Raw genomic sequence first — 23,582 nt, forward strand, 5'->3', positions numbered from 1 at the left:
CCTATGGCATTAAGTCACGACATTCTCGCCGAGCTGGCGGAAATTAAACCCGGTTCCCCTCTGGCAGAGGCGCGCACCACGCGGGACGCCGCCACGCGCCACGCACAGGGCAGCTACGAAATCTTATTTACCCAGCAGGATAGCGATTTTGCGCTCGACGAGCGCTTCGCCGTCGCGGCAAAAGTCGCCAGGTGGCACAACGCGGAGGCGCTGGCCGCGCACTATGCGGGGTTTGGCCTGGCCGACCCTACATCCGAACGCCTGACCCCGGCGCTGCACTTCGCGCGCCTGCTGACGTTCTCTCCCGTCGAAGCCACGCCGTCCGCGTTGACGGCGCTGACCCGCGCGGGCTGGAGCAAGGAAGGCATTGTTACCCTGGCGCAGCTTGTTGCGTTTGTCAGCTTTCAGAGCCGACTCGTCGCCGGGCTGCGGCTGCTAAATGACAAGCCGGTGGTGGCAAGCGATGCGCCGGTGGCGGCAGGCATCTGGCATACAACCGCAACCACGGTCTCCGGGAAGACGGCTCCCGTCGCGTTCACCCAGCAGGAGCTGGGCTGGGAGCCGTGGATCGACGCCAAACCGCTGGCGGACTTCCATGATGACGAGGTTGCCGTTCTGGCGAAATTTGGCCATACCGATTCCGACTACTTCCGCCTGCTGGGGCGCAACCTGCCGGTGCTTGAACAGCGCACGCTAACGGATAAAGGAATTTTTTATACGCCGGGGGGATTGCCGCGCGCCGAGCGCGAGCTGGCCGCAACGGTAACCAGTAAAATTAACGGCTGCATCTACTGCGCCTCTGTCCATGCGCGCAAAGCCAGCCAGCTGTCAAAGGATGACGCGGCGGTAGAGGCCCTGCTGGCCGTGCGTCCGGGACGCTCCCTGAGCGAGGGGCAATCTGCGCGCTGGCAGGCGGAAATTAATTTTGCGGCGGCGCTGTCGGTTACCCCGCCTGCCGCCACGCCACTGCACCTCGCCGCTCTGGAAAAAGAGGGGCTGGACACCTTAGCCCAGCTGGACCTGGTGCAGTCCGCTGCGTTCTTCGCCTGGGCCAACCGCCTGATGCTGACGCTGGGTGAGCCCTGGCTTGCCTGAATGCAATCAGGCTAGCGCGCGAGCGTTAGCCTGAGCCTGTCTGGCCCGCAGGTAACCGTAGATCAACAGCGCGGTCATGGCCGAGAACGAGAGGAGCGCCGCAGGCAGCGTGACGTAGCGCCAGCTAAAGCCGAGGGTAATCATCATCCCACCAAAGTACGCCCCGATCGCGCTGCCGAGATTAAACGCCATCTGCCCTCCGGCCGCCCCCAGCATCTCACCGCCCTTCGCATTTTGCAGAAGCAAAATTTGCAGCGGTGCAGAGAGCGCAAACAGCCCGGCACAGCAGATAAAGCCCATTACCAGCGAGGCCGTTTTCAGTTCGCCCAGGGCGAAAAGCAGCAGCAGCGAGGCGACAATCACCATATCGGTGATGGCCGCAATGCGCAGCGGGCTAAAGCGCCCCGAGAGTTTGCCGCTCAGCAGATTGCCCAAGACCATGCCAAGGCCCATCAGCATCATGATGGCCGTCATCATCCCTTCGGAAAAGCCAGAAACGTTGACCATAAACGGCTTAACGAAGCTGAACCACGCGAACACGCCAGCATTGCCAAACATGGTGGCGGCAAAAATCAGCCAGGGTTCCGGTTTCTTCAGGAAGTGGAACTGCTCGGACAATTTGATTTCTGATTTGTCATGGATATCCGGTACCCAGAGCAGAACCGAGAGGATAACCAGCGCGTCGAACGCAGCAATCAGGAAAAAGGTATAGCGCCAGCTGAACTGGTGCCCCAGCCAGGTGCCGAGCGGGACGCCCACCAGGTTGGCCACGGTCATCCCGGCGATCATCCCGGCCACCGCGACCGTCACCTTCCCGGGTGGCGCAATTTTAGAGAGGATAATCGCCCCGACGCCAAAAATGGCCCCGTGCGGAAAACCGGAGATCAAACGCCCCAGCGCTAGCCAGAAATACGACGTAGAAAACGTAAACAGGGCATTTCCGACTGCGCACATGGCAACCAGAAACAGCAGCGTCGTTTTTAACGAGAACTTGCCGGAGAACAGCGCCACAATCGGCGCGCCAATCACCACGCCGAAGGCATAAAACGAGATCATATTCCCGGCGGAGGGAATCGAAATACCGGTGTCGTGCGCCAGCTCGGTTAACACCCCCATAATGCCAAATTCAGCCATACCCAGGCCAAATGTGCCAAGCGCCAACGAAAATATTGTCTTTTTCATGCCTCAACCACCGGTTAATCAATCGCGAGGGCATTATTAAATAATCTTGTATGGTGAGCCAGTTCAAATCAGCTGGCTGACACGTTAATCCATTAATTCAGGAGTTTTCTCCAACCACGACACGGGGGAATGGAAAACAAAAAGCCCCGGCAGGCGTCAGGGCTTTAAAGGATTTAAGGTCTGGCTTTTACGGTGTGCTTTCTGCCGCTTCTTTAGCGCGTGTAATAGCGCCAGCATTGAAAATTGGGTGCTCGTAATTGTTCGTTACGTCACGAACGCGATAGATTTTCCATGCATCATCTTCACGACGAAGAAATACCTCAAGGTGGATGCTTCTCCCGTTACCCGCCCCTTCAATAACCTGGACAACTTCACCGTTTAAAAATGGCCTGGCGTTTTCCACTCGTAACGCAGGTATCCATTCACGAGAGTAATCTTGGGTATACGTAAAATAGTCAGACTCTATTAACTCTTGTTCAAAGATTTCCTGAATAGCATTGATGCGAGCAATAGTATCAGCAGAAACATATTTGCGCAGTTCATCGGCAGGATAAGGCCTGGCTTCATCGCTGCCGAATGCAGAAAGATAGGATTTATAAAATGATACAGTAGCGTCTTGTGCGCTACGTCCTTGATTGGCAGCCGAACTACAGCTCACCAGCAACATAACGAATGATAAAAATATCCTTTTCATCTATGCATCCATAGCACGTTCATTATGAGAGCGCCCCAGAGCATGTGAGCGGAGATACGAAACCGCAGCGTCTTTATTCCAACTCATTCTTAGTTCCTTTTAGTAAATAAGAATGAATTATTACATTAACCACACACAAACAGTGGTATTAAAAATGCTTTTATTACATCCGCGGCGTTCTAATAGTGGAACGGGTGCTAAGCACCTGCGTAAATACCTCAGTAACTTCTTAAAAAAGCATTGTGATAAAAACAATACGCATAATAACAAGTGGATTACACTTCATAGTGCGGCCTCGCTTTTTCCACGCCGGACAACCTGAGGATGACAATCATGGGAAGCAAAAAGAAAACCCCTGTCGCTGTTGATGTCGCATCGAATGCCCCCCTTAAGACCAAAGAGTATGAAAAAGAGCTCCGCCGCCTGCACGTCGAACTGGTTAAGCTCCAGCAGTGGGTCGTCGCCAAAGGATTGAAGGTGTGCATTGTTTTTGAGGGACGCGACGGCGCCGGCAAAGGCGGCACCATTAAAGCGATCACCGAGCGCGTCAGCCCCCGCGTGTTTCGCGTTGTTGCGCTTCCTGCCCCAACGGATAAAGAGAAAAGCCAGCTCTACTTCCAGCGCTATGTGCCCCACCTGCCCTCGGCGGGTGAAATCGTGATCTTCGATCGCAGCTGGTATAACCGCGCGGGCGTGGAGCGGGTGATGGGGTTCTGCACGGAGGAACAGGCGGAGAAATTTTTAGACGGCGCGCCGGTCATGGAAAAAGCGATGGTCGATGCCGGGATTATCCTGCTGAAGTACTGGCTGGAGGTGACGCCGAAAGAGCAGGAGCGCCGCCTGCGCGACCGCATTAACGATGGGCGTAAGATCTGGAAGCTGTCGCCGATGGATATTAAATCCTTTAACCTCTGGGACGAATACACCCGCGCGCGCGACGCCATGTTTGAAGCCACCGATACAGCCTGGGCACCGTGGTTTGTCGCCCGTTCTGAAGATAAAAAACGCGTGCGTCTGAATATTATTTCGCATCTGCTTTCGCAGATTCCGTATAAAAAAATTCACCTCGACAAGGTGGATTTACCGAAGCGCAAAATCGGCAAACTTAAACCCACGAAATACCCGTTCCGGTATGTAGAGGAGCGATTCTGATATAATTGGAAGGCGGCTCGCAGAATATAGATTACCAGGGGATACAGTATCGTTTTTTGTTGGCGGCGGTTGATAATGACCGCACCAACAAAGGAGATAACGATGAAACATACCACAGAAGCAGAGCTGGGCCAGAACATCACATCGCGTAAGCCCTTGTGTCATGCAGAACAAAACTCAACCAGGCGGCGGCAGCCATCAGAAGAGGATCGTGCATTTATACGGGCAATGAATGATTTTGTGGAGAAACACGGAACCATCACTGATGATGAGTTTTTCAGGGTGCTTTAATGCTGAGACAATTTAATGTTTACCGTAATACATCTGCGGCTACACGGGACAAACTTCCCTATTATATGCTCATTCAGGATGATTGTTATGATGATCTTGCCACACGCGTAATTGTACCGCTCGCGAGAAATAATAAGTTGCCGTTATGGCAAAGCCATCTGGCTCCGGGGATAAATATCGACTTTGAAACGTTTCTGATTTATTCACCGATGATAACAAACATTAACAACAATAAAATCAACCCTAAAGACTTTGTTTGTAATTTACGCAACGCACGTCATGACGTTATAGCGGCAATTGATCGTTTATTGACTAACACATGAAGGCCCGCGCAAGCGCAGCGCCGCCGGGCAGAGCCGACGGCGCAGGTCTTACTTCATCCCTTCCGTACTTTCCTGTTTCGCCTCCAGCCGTTCCACATCACGATACCAGCGCGGGTGATGTTTCTGCGCCCAGCGGCGGCTCACCTTCCCTTCAATCATCCCTTTGATCGACCCTTTTACCCAGAACGCCATATACATATGGATCAGGATGGCATGAATCAGGATGATGGCAGACGTCGCGTGAATTAGCAGCGCGTAACGCACCACCTGGATCGGGAAGTACTGTGCAAAATACGGACGCCAGATCATCACCCCGGTCACCAGCAGCACAAAAATCATGCTCATGATGGTCCAGAACATCATCTTCTGTCCGGCATTGTATTTTCCCACCTTCGCGACTTTATGCTCGTTGCCCTTCAGGACTTCGACAATCCCTTTCACCCACGGAATGTCCTGCTTGTCCGGAATATTGTGATGGACAAAGCGCACGAACATAAACATCAGCACCACGAAAATCAGCACGCCGAAGAACGGATGCAGAATGCGCCCCATCTGCGGCGTCCCGAAGGTTTCCGTAAGCCACTGTAGCGTCGGGAAAAAGAACGAAATGCCGGATACCGCCACCAGGAAGAAGCAAATGACCACCGTCCAGTGACAGGCGCGATCGACAAATTTGGTGCGCACTATCATTTTCGACTTACTCATGATGCTCCTCCTCGTCGTCATCCACCTCTTTATTCGGGCCGATACCGATGTAGTGATAAATCAACCCCGCAAAGGTGGCGATAAAGCCCGCCGCAGAGAGCGGTTTAAGCGCCCCTTTCCACAGGTTAATGGAGGTATCGATCGCCGGATCTTTCGGCAGGTTGTGATACAGCTCCGGCTGCTCGTTGTGATGCAGCACATACATCACGTGCGTGCCACCCACGCCCTGCGGGTTGTAAATGCCCGCCTTGTCGTAGCCGCGCGCTTTCAGCTTATCCACGCGCTCTTGCGCCACGTCGAGCATCTCTTTTTTGGTGCCGAAGTGGATCGCCCCGGTCGGACAGGTCTTCACGCACGCAGGCTCCTGCCCGACGCTGACGCGGTCCACGCACAGCGTGCATTTGTATACCCGGTTATCCTCTTTATTGAGGCGCGGGATATTAAATGGACAGCCCGCGATGCAGTAGCCGCAGCCGATGCAGTTATCCTGCTGGAAGTCGACGATCCCGTTGGCGTACTGAATTATCGCACCGGCAGACGGACACGCCTTCAGGCAACCCGGATCTTCACAGTGCATACAGCCGTCCTTGCGGATCAGCCACTCCAGCCTGCCGTTCTGGTCGGTTTCGCTAAAGCGCATCACCGTCCAGGATTTGGCGCTCAGATCCGCCGGGTTATCGTAAACCCCGACGCAGTGCCCCACCTCGTCGCGGATGTCGTTCCACTCTGAGCAGGCCACCTGGCAGGCCTTACAGCCCACGCAGGAGGAGACGTCGATAAGCTTGGCGACTTCTGCCTTGTAGTCCCGCGCGCGAGGCGCGGGGGTAATCGGGTTAGTCGCGGAGCGTTTAATAATGTCTTGTGTTTCCATCGCCATTCAATCGCTCCTTACGCTTTCTCGATGTTGACCAGAAACGCTTTGTACTCCGGCGTTTGCGAGTTGGAATCGCCGACGTTTGGCGTCAGGGTGTTGGCGATATAGCCTTTCTGCGCCACCCCTTCAAAGCCCCAGTGCAGCGGAATACCGACGGTTTCCACCTGCTGGCCGTGCACGTTCAGACTTTGCAAACGACGGGTCACCACCGCCACGGCGCGAATAAAGCCGCGCTTGCTGCTCACCTTGACGCGATCGCCGTTGGCAATGCCTTTCGCCTTCGCCAGCGTTTCGCTTATCTCCACAAACTGTTCCGGCTGCGCGATGGCATTAAGCCGCGCGTGCTTGGTCCAGGTGTGGAAATGCTCGGTCAGGCGGTAGGTCGTCCCCACGTACGGGAATTTGTCCTTTTTGCCTAAGCGCAGCACGTCCTCTTCGTAGATGCGCACCACCGGGCTTGAGACCACGTTCGGGTGCAGCGGGTTGGTCCCCAGCGGCGTTTCCATCGGCTCGTAGTGTTCCGGGAACGGCCCTTCTGCCAGCTTGTTGAGAGCGAACAGGCGCCCCAGCCCTTCCGGCTGCATGATGAATGGTCCGGTGTTGCTGCCCGGCGCGGCGGTGTTGTAATCCGGAATGTCGTTCCCCGTCCACTTCGCCCCGTTCCACTGGATCAGCATCCGTTTCGGATCCCACGGCTTGCCGTTCACGTCGGCGGACGCGCGGTTGTACAGCACGCGACGGTTCAGCGGCCACGCCCATGCCCAGCCCAGCGTGTTGCCCAGGCCTGACGGGTCAGCGTTATCGCGGTTCGCCATCTGGTTACCCTGCTCCGTCCAGCTGCCGGTGTAGATCCAGCAGGACGATGCCGTGGTACCGTCGTCACGCAGCAGCGCAAAGCTGTTCAGCAGTTGGCCTTTCTTCGCCACCAGGCTGCCGTTGGCGTCGTAGAGATCCGCCAGCGCCACGCCGTTGTTCTCTTTCGCGACTTCCTCAGACTCAGGACGATCCGGCTGCTTGTAGTGCCAGCTCATCTTCAGCAGCGGCTCAGCGCCTTTGCCGCCTTCGGTGCGGTACATTTCGCGCAGCCGATGATAAATGCCGGCCAGGATTTCGCCGTCGTTACGCGCTTCGCCCGGTGCGTCCTGCCCTTTCCAGTGCCACTGCAGCCAGCGGCCGGAGTTGGCAATAGAGCCGTCCTCTTCCGCAAAGCAGGTGGATGGCAGGCGGAACACTTCGGTCTGAATCGACGCCGGATCGACATCGTTAGATTCCCCGTGGTTCTGCCAGAAGGTGGAGGTCTCGGTCACCAGCGGATCGATAACCACCATGTACTTCAGCTTACTCAGGCTGCGCACGACTTTGTTTTTATCCGGGAATGACGCCACCGGGTTAAAGCCCTGGCAGATATAACCGGTGACGTCGCCCTTATCCATCATGTTGAAATACTTAATGACGTCGTAAGCCTGGTCCCACTTGGGCAGCCACTCAAAGCCCCAGTCGTTCTCCTTCTGCGCCGCGTCGCCGTAGAAGGATTTCATCAGGCTGACGTAGAACTTCGGATAGTTGCTCCAGTAGTTCACCTGATCCGGCAGCGTTGCTTTTGGCGTATTAGCTTCAAGATACGCTTGCAGACTGGCCTGCTTTTCCGAGGGCAGCGTCAGGTAGCCCGGCAGGCTGGTGGAGAGCAGGCCGAGATCGGTTAAGCCCTGAATGTTAGAGTGTCCGCGAAGGGCGTTCACGCCGCCACCGGCCATCCCCATGTTGCCGAGCAGCAGCTGGATCATCGCCATGGTACGGATGTTCTGCGCGCCCACGGTGTGCTGCGTCCAGCCCAGCGCATACAGGAACGTGGTGGTTCTGTCAGCGGCGCTGGTAGAGGCCAGCACCTCGCACACCTTCAGGAAGTCCGCTTTCGGCGTGCCGCAGATGTTCTCCACCACGTCCGGCGTATAGCGGGAAACGTGCTGCTTCAGCAGGTTCCACACGCAGCGCGGATGCGTCAGCGTTTCATTCCGCATCGCATAGCCGTTTTCATCGAACTGATAGTTCCAGGACGTCTTGTCGTACTGACGTTTTTCAGCGTCATAGCCGCTGAACAGCCCGTCATCGAAGGCAAAATCATCCCGCACCAGCAGGTTCGCGTTGGTGTAATGCTTAACGTAGTCCGCGTTAATTTTGTTGTTTTCGATCAGGTACAGCAGAACCCCGGAGAGGAACGTAATGTCCGTACCGGAGCGGATCGGCGCATAGATATCGGCCACCGATGCCGTACGCGTAAAGCGCGGATCGACGACGATAAGCGTCGCATCGTTGTTGTTTTTCGCTTCCATCGCCCAGCGGAATCCCACCGGATGGGCTTCAGCGGCGTTACCGCCCATCACCACCACGACGTTTGCGTTTTTAATATCAACCCAGTGGTTGGTCATCGCACCGCGACCAAATGTTGGAGCAAGACTTGCTACCGTTGGTCCGTGTCAGACGCGCGCCTGGTTGTCAACCGCCAGCATGCCGAGAGAGCGCACAAATTTTTGCGTCAGCATGCCGGTTTCATTGCTTGCCGCAGATGCACACAGCATCCCGGTAGAGAGCCAGCGGTTGACCGTCACGCCCTGCTCGTTCTTTTCAATAAAGTTGGCGTCACGGTCGGCTTTCATCAGTTTTGCAATACGGGAGAACGCCTCATCCCAGGAGATGCGCTGCCATTTGTCGGAGCCCGGCGCGCGGTATTCCGGGTAGCGGAGGCGGTTTTCGCTGTGGACATAGTCCAGCAGTCCCGCCCCTTTCGGGCACAGCGCCCCACGGCTCACCGGATGATCCGGATCCCCTTCAATATGGTAAATCGCTTCTCTGGCGTTCTTCGCGCCATCGCCCAGGCTATACATCAATAGCCCACAACCCACGGAGCAGTATGTGCAGGTGTTACGGATCTCTTTCGCACGCAGCAGCTTATAGTTGCGTGCTTGAGCCAGCGCCATTTTGGGAGCAAATCCCAGCATTGCGGCTGTGGTTCCGGCCATACCGCCCGCGCAGATTTTGAAAAATTGTCTGCGGCTGACGTCCATTGTTGTCCTCGTTATCTGGTAAGACTTCGCGCCGCAAACTAACATTAAAGCCCCTGTTTTTTTTGCGTCAAATCAAGGTCGCCTGACGTCGCCCCCTTAATAGTCACCGCTGCCGCGTTTGAATACCCCTTAAGGGTTAAACACGTAAGAGAATAATTCGCGACAGGGTCAGAATTAATGCTATACATTTTCCCTTTGATTTTATTAGCGATGAAAACGTAATGGACAGAAAGAGAGCAACGCTCACGGGGCTGGCGGCGATACTGCTATGGAGCACAATGGTGGGCCTGATTCGCAGCGTAAGCGAGGGGCTGGGGCCCGTCGGCGGCGCGGCGATGATTTACACCCTTAGCGGGTTATTGTGCCTGTTAACGGTAGGATTTCCTGATATTAAACGTTTTTCACCTGGGTATCTTATTGCAGGCAGCGTACTGTTTGTCAGTTACGAAATATGTCTGGCGCTGTCGTTAGGCTATGCCGCCACGCGAGCGCAGGCCATAGAAGTCGGTATGGTTAATTATCTCTGGCCGAGCCTGACGATCGTCTTTGCTATTTTATTCAACGGACAGAAATCAACGCTGTGGGTCGTCCCCGGTTTAGCTATCGCTCTGCTCGGCGTGTGTTGGGTATTAGGAGGAGAGCAAGGATTACACATTGATGAAATAATCCGCAATGTCGTCTCTAATCCCCTTAGCTATACGCTTGCTTTTGCCGGAGCATTTATCTGGGCCGCCTACTGCACCGTAACCGCCAAATTTGCCAAAGGGCAAAACGGTATTACCCTCTTTGTTTTGCTCACTGCGCTGAGCCTGTGGGTGAAATATACCATTAGCGATCAGCCAGAAATGGTGTTCAGCTTTCCGGTTATCGTGAAGCTCGTTATGTGCGGCATTGCGCTTGGGTTTGGCTATGCGGCATGGAATATTGGCATTCTGCACGGTAACGTCACGGTGCTGGCTGCCGTATCCTATTTTACTCCCGTGCTCTCCGCCGCGCTTGCAGCCGTGTTGCTAAGCTCACCCCTCTCTTTTACGTTCTGGCAGGGCGCGCTGATGGTCTGCACCGGGTCATTGCTCTGCTGGTACGCTACACGAAAATAGGGTTCAGATTTATGCCGGGTTCGATTAAATCCGGCAGAAAAATTAACATAAATTTAATATGTGATCACATCGTAATATATTAATCAGAACATTAGTGCATTTGTTGATGTTCTGTTTATATTAGCTTCCTTCGTCAATTCCCCCGACATCAAATTGACATAACCTGACACCGCTGCGTAACTACTTCCCTGCGAATATTACCGCTATTAATAACACGAAATGCAATAATATTCGCCATCATAGTTGCCAAAAAAATAAACTCATACTGATTAAATAATCGCCACAACATTTTATTCAGCCGTCATTAACCCGATCTCGATCACACTAAATGAAATTATTACTCATATTTTGAAACTTATTATTGAAAGACAACTACAAGATTTTTAAAAATAGCACGCCGTTGACGAACAGCCTCGTTTAGAAATCGTTCGCGATGGTTCAGGAAATACTGAAAAAAATTATAAGGAATATTTAAGATGAAACTTAAATTAGTTGCAGTGGCAGTCACTTCCATGTTGGCAGCAGGCGTTGTAAACGCAGCTGAGATTTATAACAAAGACGGTAACAAGCTGGATCTGTACGGTAAAGTGACAGGTCTGCACTATTTCTCTGATGACGCAGGCGCAGACGGTGATAAAACCTACATGCGTATCGGCTTCAAGGGTGAAACCCAGGTTAACGACCAGCTGTCCGGTTACGGCCAGTGGGAATACCAGATTCAGGGTAACAAGGACGAAGGCGACAACCAGTCCTGGACCCGTGTGGCCTTCGCAGGTCTGAAGTTCGCTGAAGCCGGTTCATTCGATTACGGTCGTAACTACGGCGTGATTTACGACGTGACCTCCTGGACCGACGTTCTGCCAGAATTCGGCGGTGACACCTACGGTGCCGACAACTTCCTGCAGTCTCGTGCAAACGGCGTGGCAACTTACCGTAACCAGGACTTCTTCGGTCTGATTGACGGCCTGAACTTTGCCCTGCAGTACCAGGGTAAAAATGGCAGCGTAAGCGGTGAAAACACCAACGGCCGCAGCCTGCTGAACCAGAACGGCGACGGCTACGGTGCGTCTCTGACTTACGATCTGGGTGAAGGCTTCAGCGTCGGTGGTGCAATGTCTTCTTCTCGCCGTACCGCTGACCAGAATGCGGCTGGCGTATACGGTGAAGGCGACCGCGCTGAAGTGTACAGCGGCGGCGTGAAGTACGACGCGAACAACGTTTACCTCGCGGCGCAGTACTCTCAGACCTATAACGCAACCCGTTTCGGCACCTCTAACGGTAACCGCAGCGACATCTACGGCTTTGCAAACAAGGCGCAAAACTTCGAAGTTGTGGCACAGTATCAGTTCGACTTTGGCCTGCGTCCATCCATCGCTTACCTGCAGTCTAAAGGTAAAGACATCGAGAACTTCGGCGACCAGGATCTGGTTAAATACATTGATGTCGGCACCACCTACTATTTTAACAAAAACATGTCCACCTACGTGGATTACAAAATCAACCTGCTGGACGACAACCAGTTCACTCGCCAGGCAGGTATCGGTACCGACAACATCGTGGCGCTGGGTCTGACCTACCAGTTCTAAAATCTTGTCTGTCAAAAAGCCAGCGTAACACGCTGGCTTTTTTTATCTTCCGCTTTTACCCGACAGACAACTCCCCGCCTGCCGCCCGACGCAGCCAGGTTTGCAGCAGCTTGCCGTCTTCGGTCATCTCTGAATCTGAGCGCACGCAGAGGTAATAATCGCGCCCGTCATCAATCGGTAAGTCAAATATCTTGACCAGCTCGCCGCTCTCAAGATATGGCGCAATCAGCGGCTCCCGCATGAGCGCACATCCCAGCCCTGCCTGAACGCCCGCCAGCGTCAACAGCCCGTCTTCAAACAGCGGGCCGCTGCGCCGGAGTGGACGTTTTACCCCCTGCAACAAAAACCACTGCGTCCAGCTCGTACGCTCTTCATCGTGCAGCAGCGGCATTTGCAGCAGCTGTTCAGGCGTGTCGATATGGCCATGTACGCGCAAAAACGCGCGGCTGCACACCGGCACCATCTGGCCGGAAATCAGCTTTTCACTCTGATACCCCGCCCACTGCCCGTTACCAAAACGAATCGACATATCCGACGCGTCGCTCAGATAGTTACGGTGATTGGCATACACCACGTTGATCTCGGTTTGGGGATTGGCGCGCATGAACGCAGGCAAGCGCGGGATAAACCACCCCATACCAAAAAGCGGAATCAGGCTGATGGTGACCTGACGCGTTTGCGCCTGCTCCGCCAGGTGCTCCGTCGCCTGGCGCAACACGTTAAAGGCCGCACGGATCGAGCGGTAATATTCCCGCCCGTGCTGGCTCAGCACCAGCCTGCGTCCCTGACGTTCCGTGAGCGGCATTTGCAGGTATCCTTCGAGCACCTTGAGCTGATGGCTGACGGCCGACGGAGAGATATCCAGCTCCTGCGCGGCCAGCGTGACGCTCCCCAGCCTGGCGATGGCCTCGAATGCACGTACGGCCCGAAGCGGCGGATCGTTTGCCAGGCGGCTCTCTGCAAACGCCGTCAGGCTCGTCAATTGTTCTGTTTTATTCATATGTTGATTTCTTTAGGCTTTTCACCAAAAAGCAGGCATTAACTATTTTCATTTAAATCATAAGCATAAAACAATATTTATTTATCATAAGAAATAATAGATGCGTATTTTACAATTTAATTCATTTATTGGATGGTAGCCGCAGAACGAGCACTTTGCGGGTACAGACGTTGGATACACTCATACAACAACTGATCAACGGTGTGATGCTGGGAAGCATCTACGCGCTGATCGCGCTGGGCTATACCATGGTGTATGGCATTTTGCGCATTATTAACTTTGCCCACGGCGATATTCTGATGGTCGGCGCGCTCACCACGCTCTCCGCCATTAACGCCCTGAATAGCACCTTCCCGCATATGCCGCTGCTGTTGCAGCTCGGCGTTGCCCTGATGATTGCCATGGCCGTTTGCGCCCTGCTGGCCATGGCCGTGGAGCGCTTTGCCTACCGTCGACTGCGCAACGCTCCGCGCCTGGCGCCGCTGATATCGGGTATCGGCGTCTCCGTCCTGCTGCAAACCGTGGCGATGATTATCTGGACGCGCAACCCGCTAATGTTTCCGCAGATCCTGCCCATGGATCCGATTACCGTGACGTCAGGAAGTGAAATGCACCCTCCCGCCATCGTGACCGTTACCGGTATTGTCACCGTGGCGCTGGCGCTGGCGGTGATGATCGGGCTCTGGCTGCTGGTGGAATACACCCGCCTGGGGCGCGGCATGCGCGCCGTGGCGGAAAATCCGCGCGTGGCCACGCTGATGGGGGTTAACCCAAACGCCATTATCACCCTGACGTTTGCCATTGGCGGGGCGTTTGCCGCGCTGGCAGGCGTAATGATGGCGAGCAACTACGGTAACGCCAGCTTCTCGATGGGTTTTTTACCCGGGATCAAGGCCTTTACCGCCGCAGTGCTTGGGGGCATTGGTAACATTCGGGGTGCCATGATTGGCGGCATCCTGCTCGGCATTATCGAAGCGCTGGGCGCAGGTTACCTGGGTGAACTGACCCACGGTGTATTTGGCAGCAACTATCAGGATGTCTTTGCCTTTATGGTGCTGATCCTGGTGCTGGTCTTCCGTCCGGCTGGCCTGCTGGGCGAGCGCGTAGCGCACAGGGCGTAAGGAATACCATGACAACACTTCAAATTCAGGCCCCGGCGACGACGCGCAAATTCTGGTCAGGCATGAGCCTGTTCTGCCTCGCGCTGCTGATTGCACCCGTGGTGGCCACGCAGCTCGGCGGCAACTACTGGGTGCGCGTTATCGACTTCGCCCTGCTCTACATCATGCTGGCGCTCGGGCTCAATATTGTGGTCGGCTATACCGGCCTGCTGGACATGGGCTTTATCGCCTTTTACGCCGTCGGCGCCTACCTCGCGGCACTGATGGCCTCCCCACACCTGCTGGAGGTGTTTCCGATCCTCAGCGTCTGGTTCCCGGACGGGCTGCACACCTCGTATCTGCTTATTATTCCGCTGGCGGCCCTCGTGGCGGCAGTCTGCGGGATTTTACTCGGTGCGCCCACGCTGAAGCTGCGCGGGGACTACCTGGCGATAGTGACCCTCGGCTTTGGCGAAATTATCCGCATCCTGATGCGCAACCTCGACCGTCCGGTAAACATCACCAACGGCGCAAAGGGCATTACCGGGGTGGATACGCTGAACCTGTTCGGCCTGAAGTTTAGCGGCGTCTACCACTGGTTTGGTTTCAAAGTGCCCGCCCTGTGGCTGTGGTACTACCTGCTGATGCTGGTGATTGTAGCGATTATTTTTGTCTGCCTGCGCCTGCAGCATTCCCGTATTGGCCGCGCCTGGCACGCCATCCGCGAGGATGAAGACGTGGCCCGCGCGATGGGCATCAACGTGCGTAACTATAAGCTGCTCGCCTTTGCGATGGGCGCCTCCTTTGGCGGCATAGCAGGTGCGCTGTTCGGCGCGTTTCAGGGCTTTGTCTCCCCGGAATCCTTCACCTTACAGGAATCGATTGCCGTACTGGCGATGGTGGTGCTGGGCGGTATGGGGCACATACCGGGCGTGATCCTGGGCGCGGTACTGCTTACCGCCCTGCCGGAACTGCTGCGCAGCCAGGCAGCGCCGGTTCAGCAGGCGCTGTTCGGTACGGTACTGATTGACCCGGAAGTGCTGCGCCAGCTGTTTTACGGTCTGGCACTGGTGCTGGTCATGCTGGTGCGCCCGTCAGGCCTCTGGCCGGTACGCCACAAGGAGGTGAAGGCATGAGCCTGTTAACCGTACGCAACATGTCAAAACGCTTCGGCGGGCTGACTGCCGTAGATGACGTTTCGATTACCGTGAACAGAGGGGAAATCTACGGGCTGATTGGCCCCAACGGCGCGGGAAAAACCACCTGCTTTAACCTGATCACCGGGCTTTATCCGGCGGACAGCGGCGAGTTTTCGATTGCCGATAAGCCCTACTTCCCAAAGCACATAGAGAAAGTCACCGCAGCCGGGATTGCCCGCACCTTCCAGAACGTGCGCCTCTTCAACGAGATGTCGGTGCTGGAAAACGTGATGGTGGGCCGCCACGTGCGCACCCGTAACGGTCTGTGGGCCGCGCTGAGCCGCCATAAACGCGCCCGCGAGGAAGAGAAGCAGACCCGCGAGCTGGCCTGGCACTGGCTGGAATATACCGGCATTGCGCAGTTCGCCCACTATCGCGCCTGCGATCTGGCCTATGGTCATCAGCGTCGCCTTGAAATCGCCCGCGCGCTGGCGACGGATCCGCTGCTGCTGGCGCTGGACGAGCCCGCCGCAGGAATGAACGCGGCGGAAAAAGTGGCGCTCGGCGAGCTGCTCATCCGCATCCGCGATGACGGCAAAACCCTGCTGATGATTGAACATGACGTCAAGCTGGTGATGGGCATCTGCGATCGCCTGACGGTGCTTGATTACGGTAAAACGCTCGCCAGCGGTACGCCGGAAAGCGTGCGGCGCGACCCGGCAGTGATCGCCGCCTGGCTTGGAGGTAACGCCCATGACTGAATTACTGAAGGTAGAACGTCTGGACGTGCATTACGGCGGCATTCAGGCCGTACGCGATGTCTCCTTTACCCTGCACGAGGGCGAACAGGCTACGCTGATCGGCGCTAACGGCGCGGGGAAAAGCTCCACCGTGCGCGCCATTACCGGGCTGGAAAGCTTTAGCGGCAGTATTGAATTCAGCGGTAAGCCGGTCCGTAAACAGAGCCCGGAGACCCTGCTTCGTGACGGGCTGGTCATGGTCCCGGAGGGCCGCGGGATCTTCTCCCGCATGACGGTACTGGAAAACCTGCAGATGGGCGCCTGGCTAAGACGTGACACTGTCACCATTAAGCGCGAGATGAACGAGATTTTCGAACGTTTCCCGCGTCTGGGCGAGCGCCAGCATCAGCTTGCCGGGCTGCTGTCCGGCGGCGAGCAACAGCTGCTGGCCCTTAACCGCGCCCTCCTCAGCCGCCCGCGCCTGCTGATCCTCGACGAGCCGTCGATGGGCCTTGCCCCGAAGATGGTCGAGAACATATTTGCCGTTATCGCCGGGCTGCGCGAGCGCGGCGTCGCCCTGCTGCTGATCGAACAAAACGCCCGGCTCGCGCTGGAAGTGACCGACAGCGCGTGGGTGATGGACAGCGGCAGCATTGTTCATCATGGCGAATCGACAGCGCTGCTTAACGACGACCAGATTGCACACATTTATTTGGGCGAAATGCCCGTTTAACCACACCAGCCAACATCAGGGAAATACAATGAAAACAGTAAAAATCAGTGCGCTCAGCGCCGCTATTCTGCTCGGCGGTCTTGCCTCAACGTCCTCGTGGGCCGCCGACGGCGAAACCGTGGTGATCGGCCTGGCGGGGCCGCTGACCGGCCCGTCCGCCCGTATCGGGAAAGATCTGGAGAACGGCGCGCAACTGGCCATTGACGACATTAACAAGCAGCATCCGACCATCGGCGGCAAAGCGGTCACCTTCAAACTGCAGTCCGAAGACGATCAGTCTGACCCGCGCACTGCCGTAGCCGTCGCGCAGCGTCTGGTGGACAGCGATGTGGCGGGCGTGGTCGGCCACTGGAACACCGGCACCAGCATTCCAGCGGCCCGCGTTTATCACGATGCGGGCATCGCCCAGGTGGCACCGGTCGCGACCGGTCACGCCTATACGCAACAAGGTTTTGATACCAGCTTCCGCGTGATGGGACACGACGATGACGGCGGCCAGCTCGCCGGTCAGTACGCGGTTAACACCCTGAAAGCCAAACGCATTGCGGTAATCGACGACCGTACCGCCTTCGGTCAGGGGCTTGCGGACCAGTTTATTAAATCGCTGGAAGCCCAGGGCGTGAAAATTGTCGACCGTCAGTACGTGGATGACAAAACGGTCGATTTCAGCGCCGTGCTGACCGCCATCCGCAGTAAAAACGCCGATCTGATCTTCTTCGGCGGCGTCGACAGCCAGGCCGCACCGCTGGCTCGCCGCATTAAACAGCTGGGCATGAATGCCACGCTAATGGGCGCAGGCGGATTCGTCAGCCAGACGTTCCTGAAGCTGGCGCAGAAAGAAGGCGAAGGCGTTGTGGCGCTGGAGCCGGGCCTGCCCGTTGACCAGATGCCGGGTGGAAAGGCATTCGAACAGGCCTACCAGGCCCGCTACCACACTCATATCGAACTGCACGCCCCGTTCGCCTATGACGCCACCCGCGTGCTGGTTGCGGCGATGGAAAAAGCAGACTCCGTTGAGCCATCAGACTATCTGCCCGCCCTGCGCGCCATCAGCTATTCCGGCGTTACCGGACAGATCGCGTTTGATAAAGAGGGCAACCTGAAATCGCCGTCGTTCACGGTCTATAAGGTTGTCGACGGCAAATGGCAGCCGCAGACCGTGCTGGGCGGCGCAAAAGCGAAGTAACGCAGCGAGGCAATGTGATGAGTGATAATAATGAGCTGGGCATTCTCGCCCGCCGCAAAATTGAAGCTGAAATTATTAAGCCAATTTATGAAATCCTGGTGCGCGAGATAGGGAAAGCCCGCGCCCAGGCGGTGATTGGCGAGGCCATTGAGCAGGCCGCGATTGATGCTGGTAAAGGGTTTGCCAGCAAAGAACCCAACGGCGCGAACATCAAGAGCTTTATCGCCCTGCAGTATCTGTGGGAGAAAGATAACGCCCTGGACGTGAAGGTGATCGACGCTGACGACCAGCAGTACAACTACAACGTAACCCGCTGTCGCTACGCGGAGATGTATCACGAGATGGGGCTGGGCGAGATCGGCCATCTGCTCTCCTGCGCGCGCGATGAGAAATTCATCGTTGGCTATGCGCCGGACGTAGAGCTAACCCGCACCACGACCATTATGCAGGGCGGTGCGTGCTGTGATTTCCGCTACCGCAGCGGTAAGGACAAGCCATGATCCGCGTCAATGCCGAACGGCTGTGGTCAACGCTTGAGATGATGGCGCAGATCGGCGGCACGCCCGCCGGTGGCGTCACCCGTCTGGCACTGAGCGAGGAAGATCGTATTGCGCGTAACCTGCTGCGCGACTGGGCGCTGGACGCCGGTTTTACCTGTGACGTCGACAGCATGGGCAATATGTTTATCCGCCGCGCCGGGAAAAACCCGCAACTCGCGCCGGTCATGACCGGTTCGCACGTGGATACCCAGCCGCTGGGAGGGAACTACGACGGGGTTTACGGCGTGCTGGCCGGGCTGGAGCTGCTGCGCACCCTCAATGACCATCACCTTGAGACGGAGCGTGACATCGTGCTGGTCAACTGGACCAACGAAGAAGGCGCGCGCTTTGCGCCAGCCATGCTCGCTTCAGGGGTCTGGACGGGGCAATTTAGCGAAGCGTACGCCCATGCCCTCGCGGATAGCGACGGTATCAGCGTGGGTGAAGCGCTGGAAAGCATCGGCTACCGGGGTGAAGCCCCTGCCCGCGCGTTTCCGGTTCACGCCTGCTACGAGCTGCACATCGAACAGGGCCCGATTCTGGAAGATGAAGCCCTGGATATCGGGTTAGTCCGCGCGGCAATGGGCCAGCGCTGGTTTACCCTGACGCTGGACGGGTTTGCCGCCCACGCGGGCACCACGCCGATGCACAGCCGACGCGACGCGCTGACCGCGTTCTCGGAGCTGGCGCTGAAGGTGGAGGAGATTGGCTATCGGCACGCGCCGGACGGACGTGCGACCATCGGTATGGCGCAGGTTACGCCAAACTCGCGCAACGTCGTGCCGTCTCGGGTGGTCTGCAGCGTGGAGTTTCGCCATCCGGCGCTGACGGCACTGGAAGCCATGGAGGCGGCGCTGCATAAGGTGGCTGAAAGCCTGAGCCTGCGCGGGGTGGCGGCTGTCGTTGAGCGCATTTTTGACTACGCCCCCATCGCGTTTGATGCCGAATGTCTGGCCCGCACGGAGAAGGCCGTGGCGGAACTGGGCTATTCGTCGAAGCCGATGGTCTCCGGCGCGGGACACGACACCTGCTATGTCAGCAAGATTGCCCCTGCCAGCATGATTTTTATCCCCTGCGTGAAGGGCATCAGCCATAACGAAGCGGAAAGGATCCTGCCAGAGTGGTCGGAGAAAGGGGCGAACGTGCTGTTGCACAGCGTCCTGTCCGCGGCCCAGGAAAAATAAACCGGGTGGCGCGGCTCGGACAACCGCGCCCGTAGGCCCGGTAAGCGCAGCTCCACCGGGCGTGTTTTACGGCTTCGGCACCTTCGCCAGGCTAAACCAGATCCCCACTGCCAGCAACAGCAGCATTCCGCCCGCACTCCCCAGCGCCACGCTGTGGGAGGTAATAAACGCACTTTTCGCCGCCTCAATCACCGGCTCCGCGAGGGACGGCGTCAGCTCCTGCGCCACCTTCATCGCTTCACCAATGGATGACGAGGCTTTATCGACGAGCGAGGCATTCAGCCCCTGCGGAAGATCAATGGACGCCGAGAAGCTGCGGGTCAACAGCAGACCGAAAATGGCGATCCCCAGCCCGGCGCCCAGTTCATAGGACATGGTTTCAATCGCCCCTGCGGCAGCGGCTTTCTCCTTCGGCGCGGCGGCCATAATGGCGGAGGTCGAGGCCAGCAGCGCGCTTGCGGCGCTAAAGCCAAGCAGAACCATCAGCCCCCACGCCTGCCACTGCTGCGTGCTGAAATCAAGCATCGACAGGCCGATGAAGCTGACAGCGCTAAGCCCCATCCCCCCGGCAGCGACAATGCGCAGCCCCAGGCGGCCCACCAGCACACCGGCAATCGGCCCGCTGAATCCGCTTGCCACCATCACCGGGAGCATAAACATACCCGCTTCAAACGGCGTAAAGCCGTGGACAAACTGTAGCTCCTGCGCCATCAGCAGCTCAAACCCGACCAGGGCAATCATGGCGGTCATCGCCATTACCACGCCGCTCAGAATGATGCGATGGCAGAACAGGCGCATATCGATCATCGGAATGCGGGCGCGAAGCTGAATACGCACGAAGATAAACAGCAGCACCGAGCCGGTCACCAGCGCGGAGGCAACCAGCCACGGCGACAGGACGCCTTTGAGCGCGGTTTTGGCACTGTAGACCAGCAGCAAAATCGCCACAATCAGCATGATGGCATGACTGATATTCAGCGGCTGCTCCGGTCGGCCCTGCTGACGGGGCACAAAACGCGCGGCCAGCGACACCACTACCAGCACAATCGGCACGTTGATTAAAAACACCGATCCCCAGTAAAAATGCTCGAGCAACATACCGCCAATCAGCGGACCAAACGCCGCCCCGCCGGAACCCACTGCCGCCCAGACGCCGAGCGCGATGTTGCGATCTTTCGCGTCGGTAAACAGCGTGCGGATCCCCGCAAGCGTAGCCGGAATGATCATTGCCGCACCGATCGCCAGCGAGGCGCGCGCCGCTATCAGCCACCCTGCCGACGGTGCAAACGCGGCCGCCAGGGACGACAGGCCAAACAGCGTGCTGCCGATCATCAGCAAGCGTTTAAAGCCAATGCGGTCACCCAGGGCACCCATCGGCAGCACCATCCCCGCCATCACCAGCGAGTAAATATCAATGATCCACAACAATTCGTTTCCGCTGGCACCCAGCGTCATGCTCAATGTCGGCGCCGCCACGTGCAGCACCGTCGCGTCAATCGCCACCGGGATGTACACCAGCACGATAATCACTAACGCTAACCACTGACGAAACATAAATTTCCTTTTCATTTTAAACATGGACACATGTCCAGAATCCGATCCTACGTAAAGTTGAACGACTGTCCAGCTTTTTGTTACACTCGTTTCGGTCTTATTGAGAGTAGAGAAAAAATGCGCTATTTGAGCAAGGAAGAGCGGCGGGAAGCGATCTTACAGGCCGCGATGCGCGTGGCGCTGGCCGAGGGGCTGGCAGCCATGACGGTACGGCGCATTGCCGCAGAAGCGGGCGTCGCGACCGGGCAGGTCCACCACCACTTTGCCTCCGGAGGCGAGTTAAAATCGCTGGCGTTTGTGCGCGTGATCCGCGAGCTGCTGGATGCCGACGTGGTGGGTGAAAACGCGGGCTGGCGGGAACGGTTGCATAGCATGCTCGGCAGTGAAGACGGTGGCCTTGAACCTTACATTCGCCTTTGGCGGGAAGCCCAAATTCTTGCCAGCCGTGATCCCGAGATCAAAGCGGCTTATGTCCTCACCATGGAGATGTGGCATCAGGAAACCGTGGCGATTATCCGCGCCGGGGCTGATGCCCACGCGTTCACGCTTACCGATCGAGCGGAAAATATCGCCTGGCGTTTAATAGGGCTGGTTTGTGGCCTGGATGGGATCACCGTATTAAATATGCCTGAAATGGACGATGCGGCATTTAATAAACATCTCGACAAACTTATCACGCTGGAATTGTTTTAATACTCCTTCCGGAGTACAAATTATGCAAAATGTTACAATTAGTAACACATTAAGCGAGCCCTTATTTTCATTCTAATCTCGGGGGTTCGCTTTTTTATCTATCCTTTCAGATGTATCCCAAAGCATCCCAAAAAACCAATAACACTTCTTTAATCATCTTTTTGTTTTTACTTCATTTTTCTCTCAAACATGGTAAGCAAGAGGGCGATATGTCGCAACAAAGTGATAAAAGTAATCCCCATCTGTTGAGTAACTGGAAACCTGAAAACGCGCAATTTTGGGAGAATAAAGGAAAACATATCGCACGAAGAAACCTATGGATTTCTGTAGCTTGCCTGCTATTAGCGTTTTGCGTGTGGATGTTATTTAGCGCCGTTGCGGTCAATCTGAATAAAGTCGGATTTAATTTCACCACCGATCAGCTTTTTATGCTAACGGCATTACCTTCACTCTCTGGCGCGATATTGCGCGTCCCCTACTCGTTTATGGTGCCAATATTTGGCGGACGCTACTGGACGGTATTGAGCACCGTTATCCTCATTATCCCCTGCGTCTGGCTGGGGATAGCCATTCAGGACACCGCGACACCTTACTGGGTCTTTATCGTGATTGCCCTGCTCTGCGGTTTTGCCGGGGCCAACTTTGCCTCCAGCATGGGTAACATCAGCTTCTTCTTCCCGAAGGCCAGACAGGGCAGCGCGCTGGGCATCAACGGCGGGTTGGGAAATCTGGGCGTCAGCGTGATGCAGCTGTTTGCTCCGCTGGTGATTTTCCTGCCAATGTTTACCTTCCTCGGCGTGCACGGCGTACCGCAGGAGGACGGCTCAACGATGTGGCTGGCCAATGCGGCCTGGGTCTGGGCGCCGCTGCTGCTGCTGGCAACCCTTGCGGCGTTTTTTGGCATGAACGATATCGCCAGCTCTAAAGCCTCTATCGCCAGCCAGCTGCCGGTACTGAAGCGCTTTCACCTCTGGCTGCTGAGCCTGCTTTATCTTGCTACCTTCGGCTCGTTTATCGGCTTCTCGGCGGGCTTTGCCATGCTGTCGAAAACCCAGTTCCCGGACGTGAACATCCTGCACCTCGCTTTCTTTGGCCCCCTGATCGGCGCGCTGGCGCGTTCGGCGGGCGGGATGGTCTCTGACAGGCTGGGCGGCGTGCGCGTCACGCTGATTAACTTCGTCTTTATGGCTATCTTCAGCGCCCTGATCTTCCTGACGCTCCCCGGCTCTGGCTCCGGCAGCTTTATCGCCTTCTACCTGGTCTTTATGGGCCTGTTCCTCACCGCCGGGCTGGGCAGCGGTTCGACCTTCCAGATGATCGCGATTATCTTTCGCCAAATCACCCTCGACCGCGTCAAAAAGCAGGGCGGCACGGATGATCAGGCGCAGCATGAAGCGGTGACGGAGACCGCCGCCGCGCTGGGCTTTATCTCCGCCATCGGTGCCGTTGGCGGGTTCTTTATCCCTAAGGCGTTCGGCACATCGCTGGCAATGACCGGTTCGCCGGTTGGGGCTATGAAGGTCTTCCTCGTGTTTTACATCGTCTGCGTGTTGGTCACCTGGCTGGTGTATGGCCGTAAATCCTCAAAAAAATAAAAACTACATCTTCGCCGGAGCGTGATGCATCGCACTCCGGCCATGCTATCGAAGC

General features: G+C 56.5%; 22 protein-coding genes. 15 read left to right on the plus strand and 7 right to left on the minus strand.

The features are described from left to right. Nucleotides 1–3 precede the first annotated feature (3 nt). Nucleotides 4–1,095: an alkylhydroperoxidase domain protein gene (locus tag OKF39_RS12670; protein WP_479982999.1), complete on the plus strand. Its 1,092-nt coding sequence runs from the start codon at nt 4–6 to the stop codon at nt 1,093–1,095. Nucleotides 1,096–1,101: 6 nt separating this feature from the next. Here the strand turns inward: OKF39_RS12670 and araJ are convergent, their stop codons facing one another. After that, the gene (gene araJ / locus OKF39_RS12675; protein ID WP_479983000.1) at nt 1,102–2,277 is read right to left on the minus strand and encodes an MFS transporter AraJ; all 1,176 of its coding nucleotides are present in this window, start codon (nt 2,275–2,277) and stop codon (nt 1,102–1,104) included. A gap of 187 nt (nt 2,278–2,464) precedes the next feature. Next, complete coding sequence (locus OKF39_RS12680; RefSeq protein ID WP_063437954.1) at nt 2,465–2,971, minus strand: YqhG/Tai3 family protein; 507 nt, start codon at nt 2,969–2,971, stop codon at nt 2,465–2,467. 333 nt (nt 2,972–3,304) lie between these two features. Here OKF39_RS12680 and ppk2 point away from each other — a divergent pair, with 333 nt between their 5' ends. The 3 genes from ppk2 (at nt 3,305) to OKF39_RS12695 (ending at nt 4,737) form a co-directional block, all read left to right on the plus strand. After that, nucleotides 3,305–4,123 carry a polyphosphate kinase 2 gene (gene ppk2 / locus OKF39_RS12685; protein ID WP_479983001.1) on the plus strand — a complete coding sequence of 273 codons (819 nt, stop codon included), beginning with the start codon at nt 3,305–3,307 and terminating at the stop codon, nt 4,121–4,123. 102 nt (nt 4,124–4,225) lie between these two features. Next, nucleotides 4,226–4,414 (plus strand): type II toxin-antitoxin system CcdA family antitoxin, encoded by a 189-nt coding sequence (locus OKF39_RS12690; RefSeq protein ID WP_045260590.1) that lies wholly within the window; start codon nt 4,226–4,228, stop codon nt 4,412–4,414. Further along, on the plus strand, nt 4,414–4,737 hold the full coding sequence (locus tag OKF39_RS12695; RefSeq protein WP_047368614.1) for a CcdB family protein: 324 nt from the start codon (nt 4,414–4,416) through the stop codon (nt 4,735–4,737). The genes OKF39_RS12690 and OKF39_RS12695 overlap by 1 nt, the downstream gene beginning before the upstream one ends. Before the next feature lie 48 nt (nt 4,738–4,785). Here the strand turns inward: OKF39_RS12695 and fdnI are convergent, their stop codons facing one another. The 3 genes from fdnI to fdnG are packed head-to-tail and all read right to left on the minus strand — an operon-like array spanning nt 4,786 to nt 9,378. Beyond that, entirely contained in the window at nt 4,786–5,442 is a 657-nt protein-coding gene (gene fdnI, locus OKF39_RS12700) for a formate dehydrogenase-N subunit gamma (protein WP_028013252.1), read from the minus strand. Next, the gene (gene fdxH, locus OKF39_RS12705) at nt 5,435–6,319 is read right to left on the minus strand and encodes a formate dehydrogenase subunit beta (protein WP_479983002.1); all 885 of its coding nucleotides are present in this window, start codon (nt 6,317–6,319) and stop codon (nt 5,435–5,437) included. Before fdxH ends, fdnI begins: the two co-directional genes overlap by 8 nt. 11 nt (nt 6,320–6,330) lie before the next feature. Next, nucleotides 6,331–9,378 carry a formate dehydrogenase-N subunit alpha gene (gene fdnG / locus OKF39_RS12710; protein WP_479983003.1) on the minus strand — a complete coding sequence of 1,016 codons (3,048 nt, stop codon included), beginning with the start codon at nt 9,376–9,378 and terminating at the stop codon, nt 6,331–6,333. 221 nt (nt 9,379–9,599) lie between these two features. Here fdnG and yddG point away from each other — a divergent pair, with 221 nt between their 5' ends. Further along, nucleotides 9,600–10,478: an aromatic amino acid DMT transporter YddG gene (gene yddG / locus OKF39_RS12715; RefSeq protein WP_479983004.1), complete on the plus strand. Its 879-nt coding sequence runs from the start codon at nt 9,600–9,602 to the stop codon at nt 10,476–10,478. Nucleotides 10,479–10,954: 476 nt separating this feature from the next. Beyond that, entirely contained in the window at nt 10,955–12,064 is a 1,110-nt protein-coding gene (locus tag OKF39_RS12720) for a porin OmpC (RefSeq protein ID WP_479983005.1), read from the plus strand. A gap of 55 nt (nt 12,065–12,119) precedes the next feature. Here the strand turns inward: OKF39_RS12720 and OKF39_RS12725 are convergent, their stop codons facing one another. After that, the gene (locus OKF39_RS12725) at nt 12,120–13,064 is read right to left on the minus strand and encodes a LysR substrate-binding domain-containing protein (protein ID WP_320716317.1); all 945 of its coding nucleotides are present in this window, start codon (nt 13,062–13,064) and stop codon (nt 12,120–12,122) included. A 170-nt stretch (nt 13,065–13,234) separates the two neighbouring features. On the opposite strand from OKF39_RS12725, the gene OKF39_RS12730 reads away from it, so the two are divergent. Genes OKF39_RS12730 through OKF39_RS12760 form a run of 7 tightly spaced genes read left to right on the plus strand, consistent with a single transcriptional unit; the run spans nt 13,235 to nt 19,685 of the window. Further along, nucleotides 13,235–14,185: a branched-chain amino acid ABC transporter permease gene (locus tag OKF39_RS12730; protein ID WP_063154187.1), complete on the plus strand. Its 951-nt coding sequence runs from the start codon at nt 13,235–13,237 to the stop codon at nt 14,183–14,185. Nucleotides 14,186–14,193: 8 nt separating this feature from the next. Continuing rightward, on the plus strand, nt 14,194–15,300 hold the full coding sequence (locus OKF39_RS12735; protein ID WP_047368619.1) for a branched-chain amino acid ABC transporter permease: 1,107 nt from the start codon (nt 14,194–14,196) through the stop codon (nt 15,298–15,300). After that, nucleotides 15,297–16,064: an ABC transporter ATP-binding protein gene (locus OKF39_RS12740; protein ID WP_479983006.1), complete on the plus strand. Its 768-nt coding sequence runs from the start codon at nt 15,297–15,299 to the stop codon at nt 16,062–16,064. The genes OKF39_RS12735 and OKF39_RS12740 overlap by 4 nt, the downstream gene beginning before the upstream one ends. Then, nucleotides 16,057–16,776, plus strand: coding sequence for an ABC transporter ATP-binding protein (locus tag OKF39_RS12745; RefSeq protein WP_048999754.1), 720 nt, complete (start codon nt 16,057–16,059; stop codon nt 16,774–16,776). The genes OKF39_RS12740 and OKF39_RS12745 overlap by 8 nt, the downstream gene beginning before the upstream one ends. A 28-nt stretch (nt 16,777–16,804) precedes the next feature. Beyond that, on the plus strand, nt 16,805–17,962 hold the full coding sequence (locus tag OKF39_RS12750) for a branched-chain amino acid ABC transporter substrate-binding protein (protein WP_041909827.1): 1,158 nt from the start codon (nt 16,805–16,807) through the stop codon (nt 17,960–17,962). A 17-nt stretch (nt 17,963–17,979) separates the two neighbouring features. Beyond that, nucleotides 17,980–18,462: an L-2-amino-thiazoline-4-carboxylic acid hydrolase gene (locus OKF39_RS12755; RefSeq protein ID WP_028013263.1), complete on the plus strand. Its 483-nt coding sequence runs from the start codon at nt 17,980–17,982 to the stop codon at nt 18,460–18,462. Beyond that, the gene (locus OKF39_RS12760; protein WP_479983007.1) at nt 18,459–19,685 is read left to right on the plus strand and encodes a Zn-dependent hydrolase; all 1,227 of its coding nucleotides are present in this window, start codon (nt 18,459–18,461) and stop codon (nt 19,683–19,685) included. Before OKF39_RS12755 ends, OKF39_RS12760 begins: the two co-directional genes overlap by 4 nt. A 66-nt stretch (nt 19,686–19,751) precedes the next feature. On the opposite strand, the gene OKF39_RS12765 is transcribed toward OKF39_RS12760, so the two are convergent. Further along, nucleotides 19,752–21,239, minus strand: a complete 1,488-nt coding sequence (locus tag OKF39_RS12765) for an MFS transporter (RefSeq protein WP_063154196.1) — start codon at nt 21,237–21,239, stop codon at nt 19,752–19,754. Between the two features lie 117 nt (nt 21,240–21,356). On the opposite strand from OKF39_RS12765, the gene OKF39_RS12770 reads away from it, so the two are divergent. Both OKF39_RS12770 and OKF39_RS12775 read left to right on the plus strand, forming a co-directional pair. Beyond that, nucleotides 21,357–21,932, plus strand: a complete 576-nt coding sequence (locus tag OKF39_RS12770) for a TetR family transcriptional regulator (protein ID WP_479983008.1) — start codon at nt 21,357–21,359, stop codon at nt 21,930–21,932. A gap of 209 nt (nt 21,933–22,141) precedes the next feature. Beyond that, nucleotides 22,142–23,527 (plus strand): NarK family nitrate/nitrite MFS transporter, encoded by a 1,386-nt coding sequence (locus tag OKF39_RS12775; protein ID WP_479983009.1) that lies wholly within the window; start codon nt 22,142–22,144, stop codon nt 23,525–23,527. Nucleotides 23,528–23,582 lie beyond the last annotated feature (55 nt).

The organism is Enterobacter cloacae complex sp. HYC042_NIDB, from assembly GCF_056673315.1.

Coding starts and splice junctions, on each gene's coding strand:
- OKF39_RS12695 (WP_047368614.1), top strand. CDS start 4,414: ATGCTGAGACAATTTAATGTTTACCGTAATACATCTGCGGCTACACGG.
- OKF39_RS12755 (WP_028013263.1), top strand. CDS start 17,980: ATGAGTGATAATAATGAGCTGGGCATTCTCGCCCGCCGCAAAATTGAA.
- araJ (WP_479983000.1), bottom strand. CDS start 2,277: ATGAAAAAGACAATATTTTCGTTGGCGCTTGGCACATTTGGCCTGGGT.
- OKF39_RS12720 (WP_479983005.1), top strand. CDS start 10,955: ATGAAACTTAAATTAGTTGCAGTGGCAGTCACTTCCATGTTGGCAGCA.
- ppk2 (WP_479983001.1), top strand. CDS start 3,305: ATGGGAAGCAAAAAGAAAACCCCTGTCGCTGTTGATGTCGCATCGAAT.
- OKF39_RS12760 (WP_479983007.1), top strand. CDS start 18,459: ATGATCCGCGTCAATGCCGAACGGCTGTGGTCAACGCTTGAGATGATG.
- OKF39_RS12680 (WP_063437954.1), bottom strand. CDS start 2,971: ATGAAAAGGATATTTTTATCATTCGTTATGTTGCTGGTGAGCTGTAGT.
- OKF39_RS12765 (WP_063154196.1), bottom strand. CDS start 21,239: ATGTTTCGTCAGTGGTTAGCGTTAGTGATTATCGTGCTGGTGTACATC.
- OKF39_RS12725 (WP_320716317.1), bottom strand. CDS start 13,064: ATGAATAAAACAGAACAATTGACGAGCCTGACGGCGTTTGCAGAGAGC.
- fdxH (WP_479983002.1), bottom strand. CDS start 6,319: ATGGCGATGGAAACACAAGACATTATTAAACGCTCCGCGACTAACCCG.
- OKF39_RS12670 (WP_479982999.1), top strand. CDS start 4: ATGGCATTAAGTCACGACATTCTCGCCGAGCTGGCGGAAATTAAACCC.
- OKF39_RS12775 (WP_479983009.1), top strand. CDS start 22,142: ATGTCGCAACAAAGTGATAAAAGTAATCCCCATCTGTTGAGTAACTGG.
- OKF39_RS12745 (WP_048999754.1), top strand. CDS start 16,057: ATGACTGAATTACTGAAGGTAGAACGTCTGGACGTGCATTACGGCGGC.
- fdnI (WP_028013252.1), bottom strand. CDS start 5,442: ATGAGTAAGTCGAAAATGATAGTGCGCACCAAATTTGTCGATCGCGCC.
- OKF39_RS12690 (WP_045260590.1), top strand. CDS start 4,226: ATGAAACATACCACAGAAGCAGAGCTGGGCCAGAACATCACATCGCGT.
- OKF39_RS12735 (WP_047368619.1), top strand. CDS start 14,194: ATGACAACACTTCAAATTCAGGCCCCGGCGACGACGCGCAAATTCTGG.
- OKF39_RS12740 (WP_479983006.1), top strand. CDS start 15,297: ATGAGCCTGTTAACCGTACGCAACATGTCAAAACGCTTCGGCGGGCTG.
- OKF39_RS12750 (WP_041909827.1), top strand. CDS start 16,805: ATGAAAACAGTAAAAATCAGTGCGCTCAGCGCCGCTATTCTGCTCGGC.
- OKF39_RS12770 (WP_479983008.1), top strand. CDS start 21,357: ATGCGCTATTTGAGCAAGGAAGAGCGGCGGGAAGCGATCTTACAGGCC.
- yddG (WP_479983004.1), top strand. CDS start 9,600: ATGGACAGAAAGAGAGCAACGCTCACGGGGCTGGCGGCGATACTGCTA.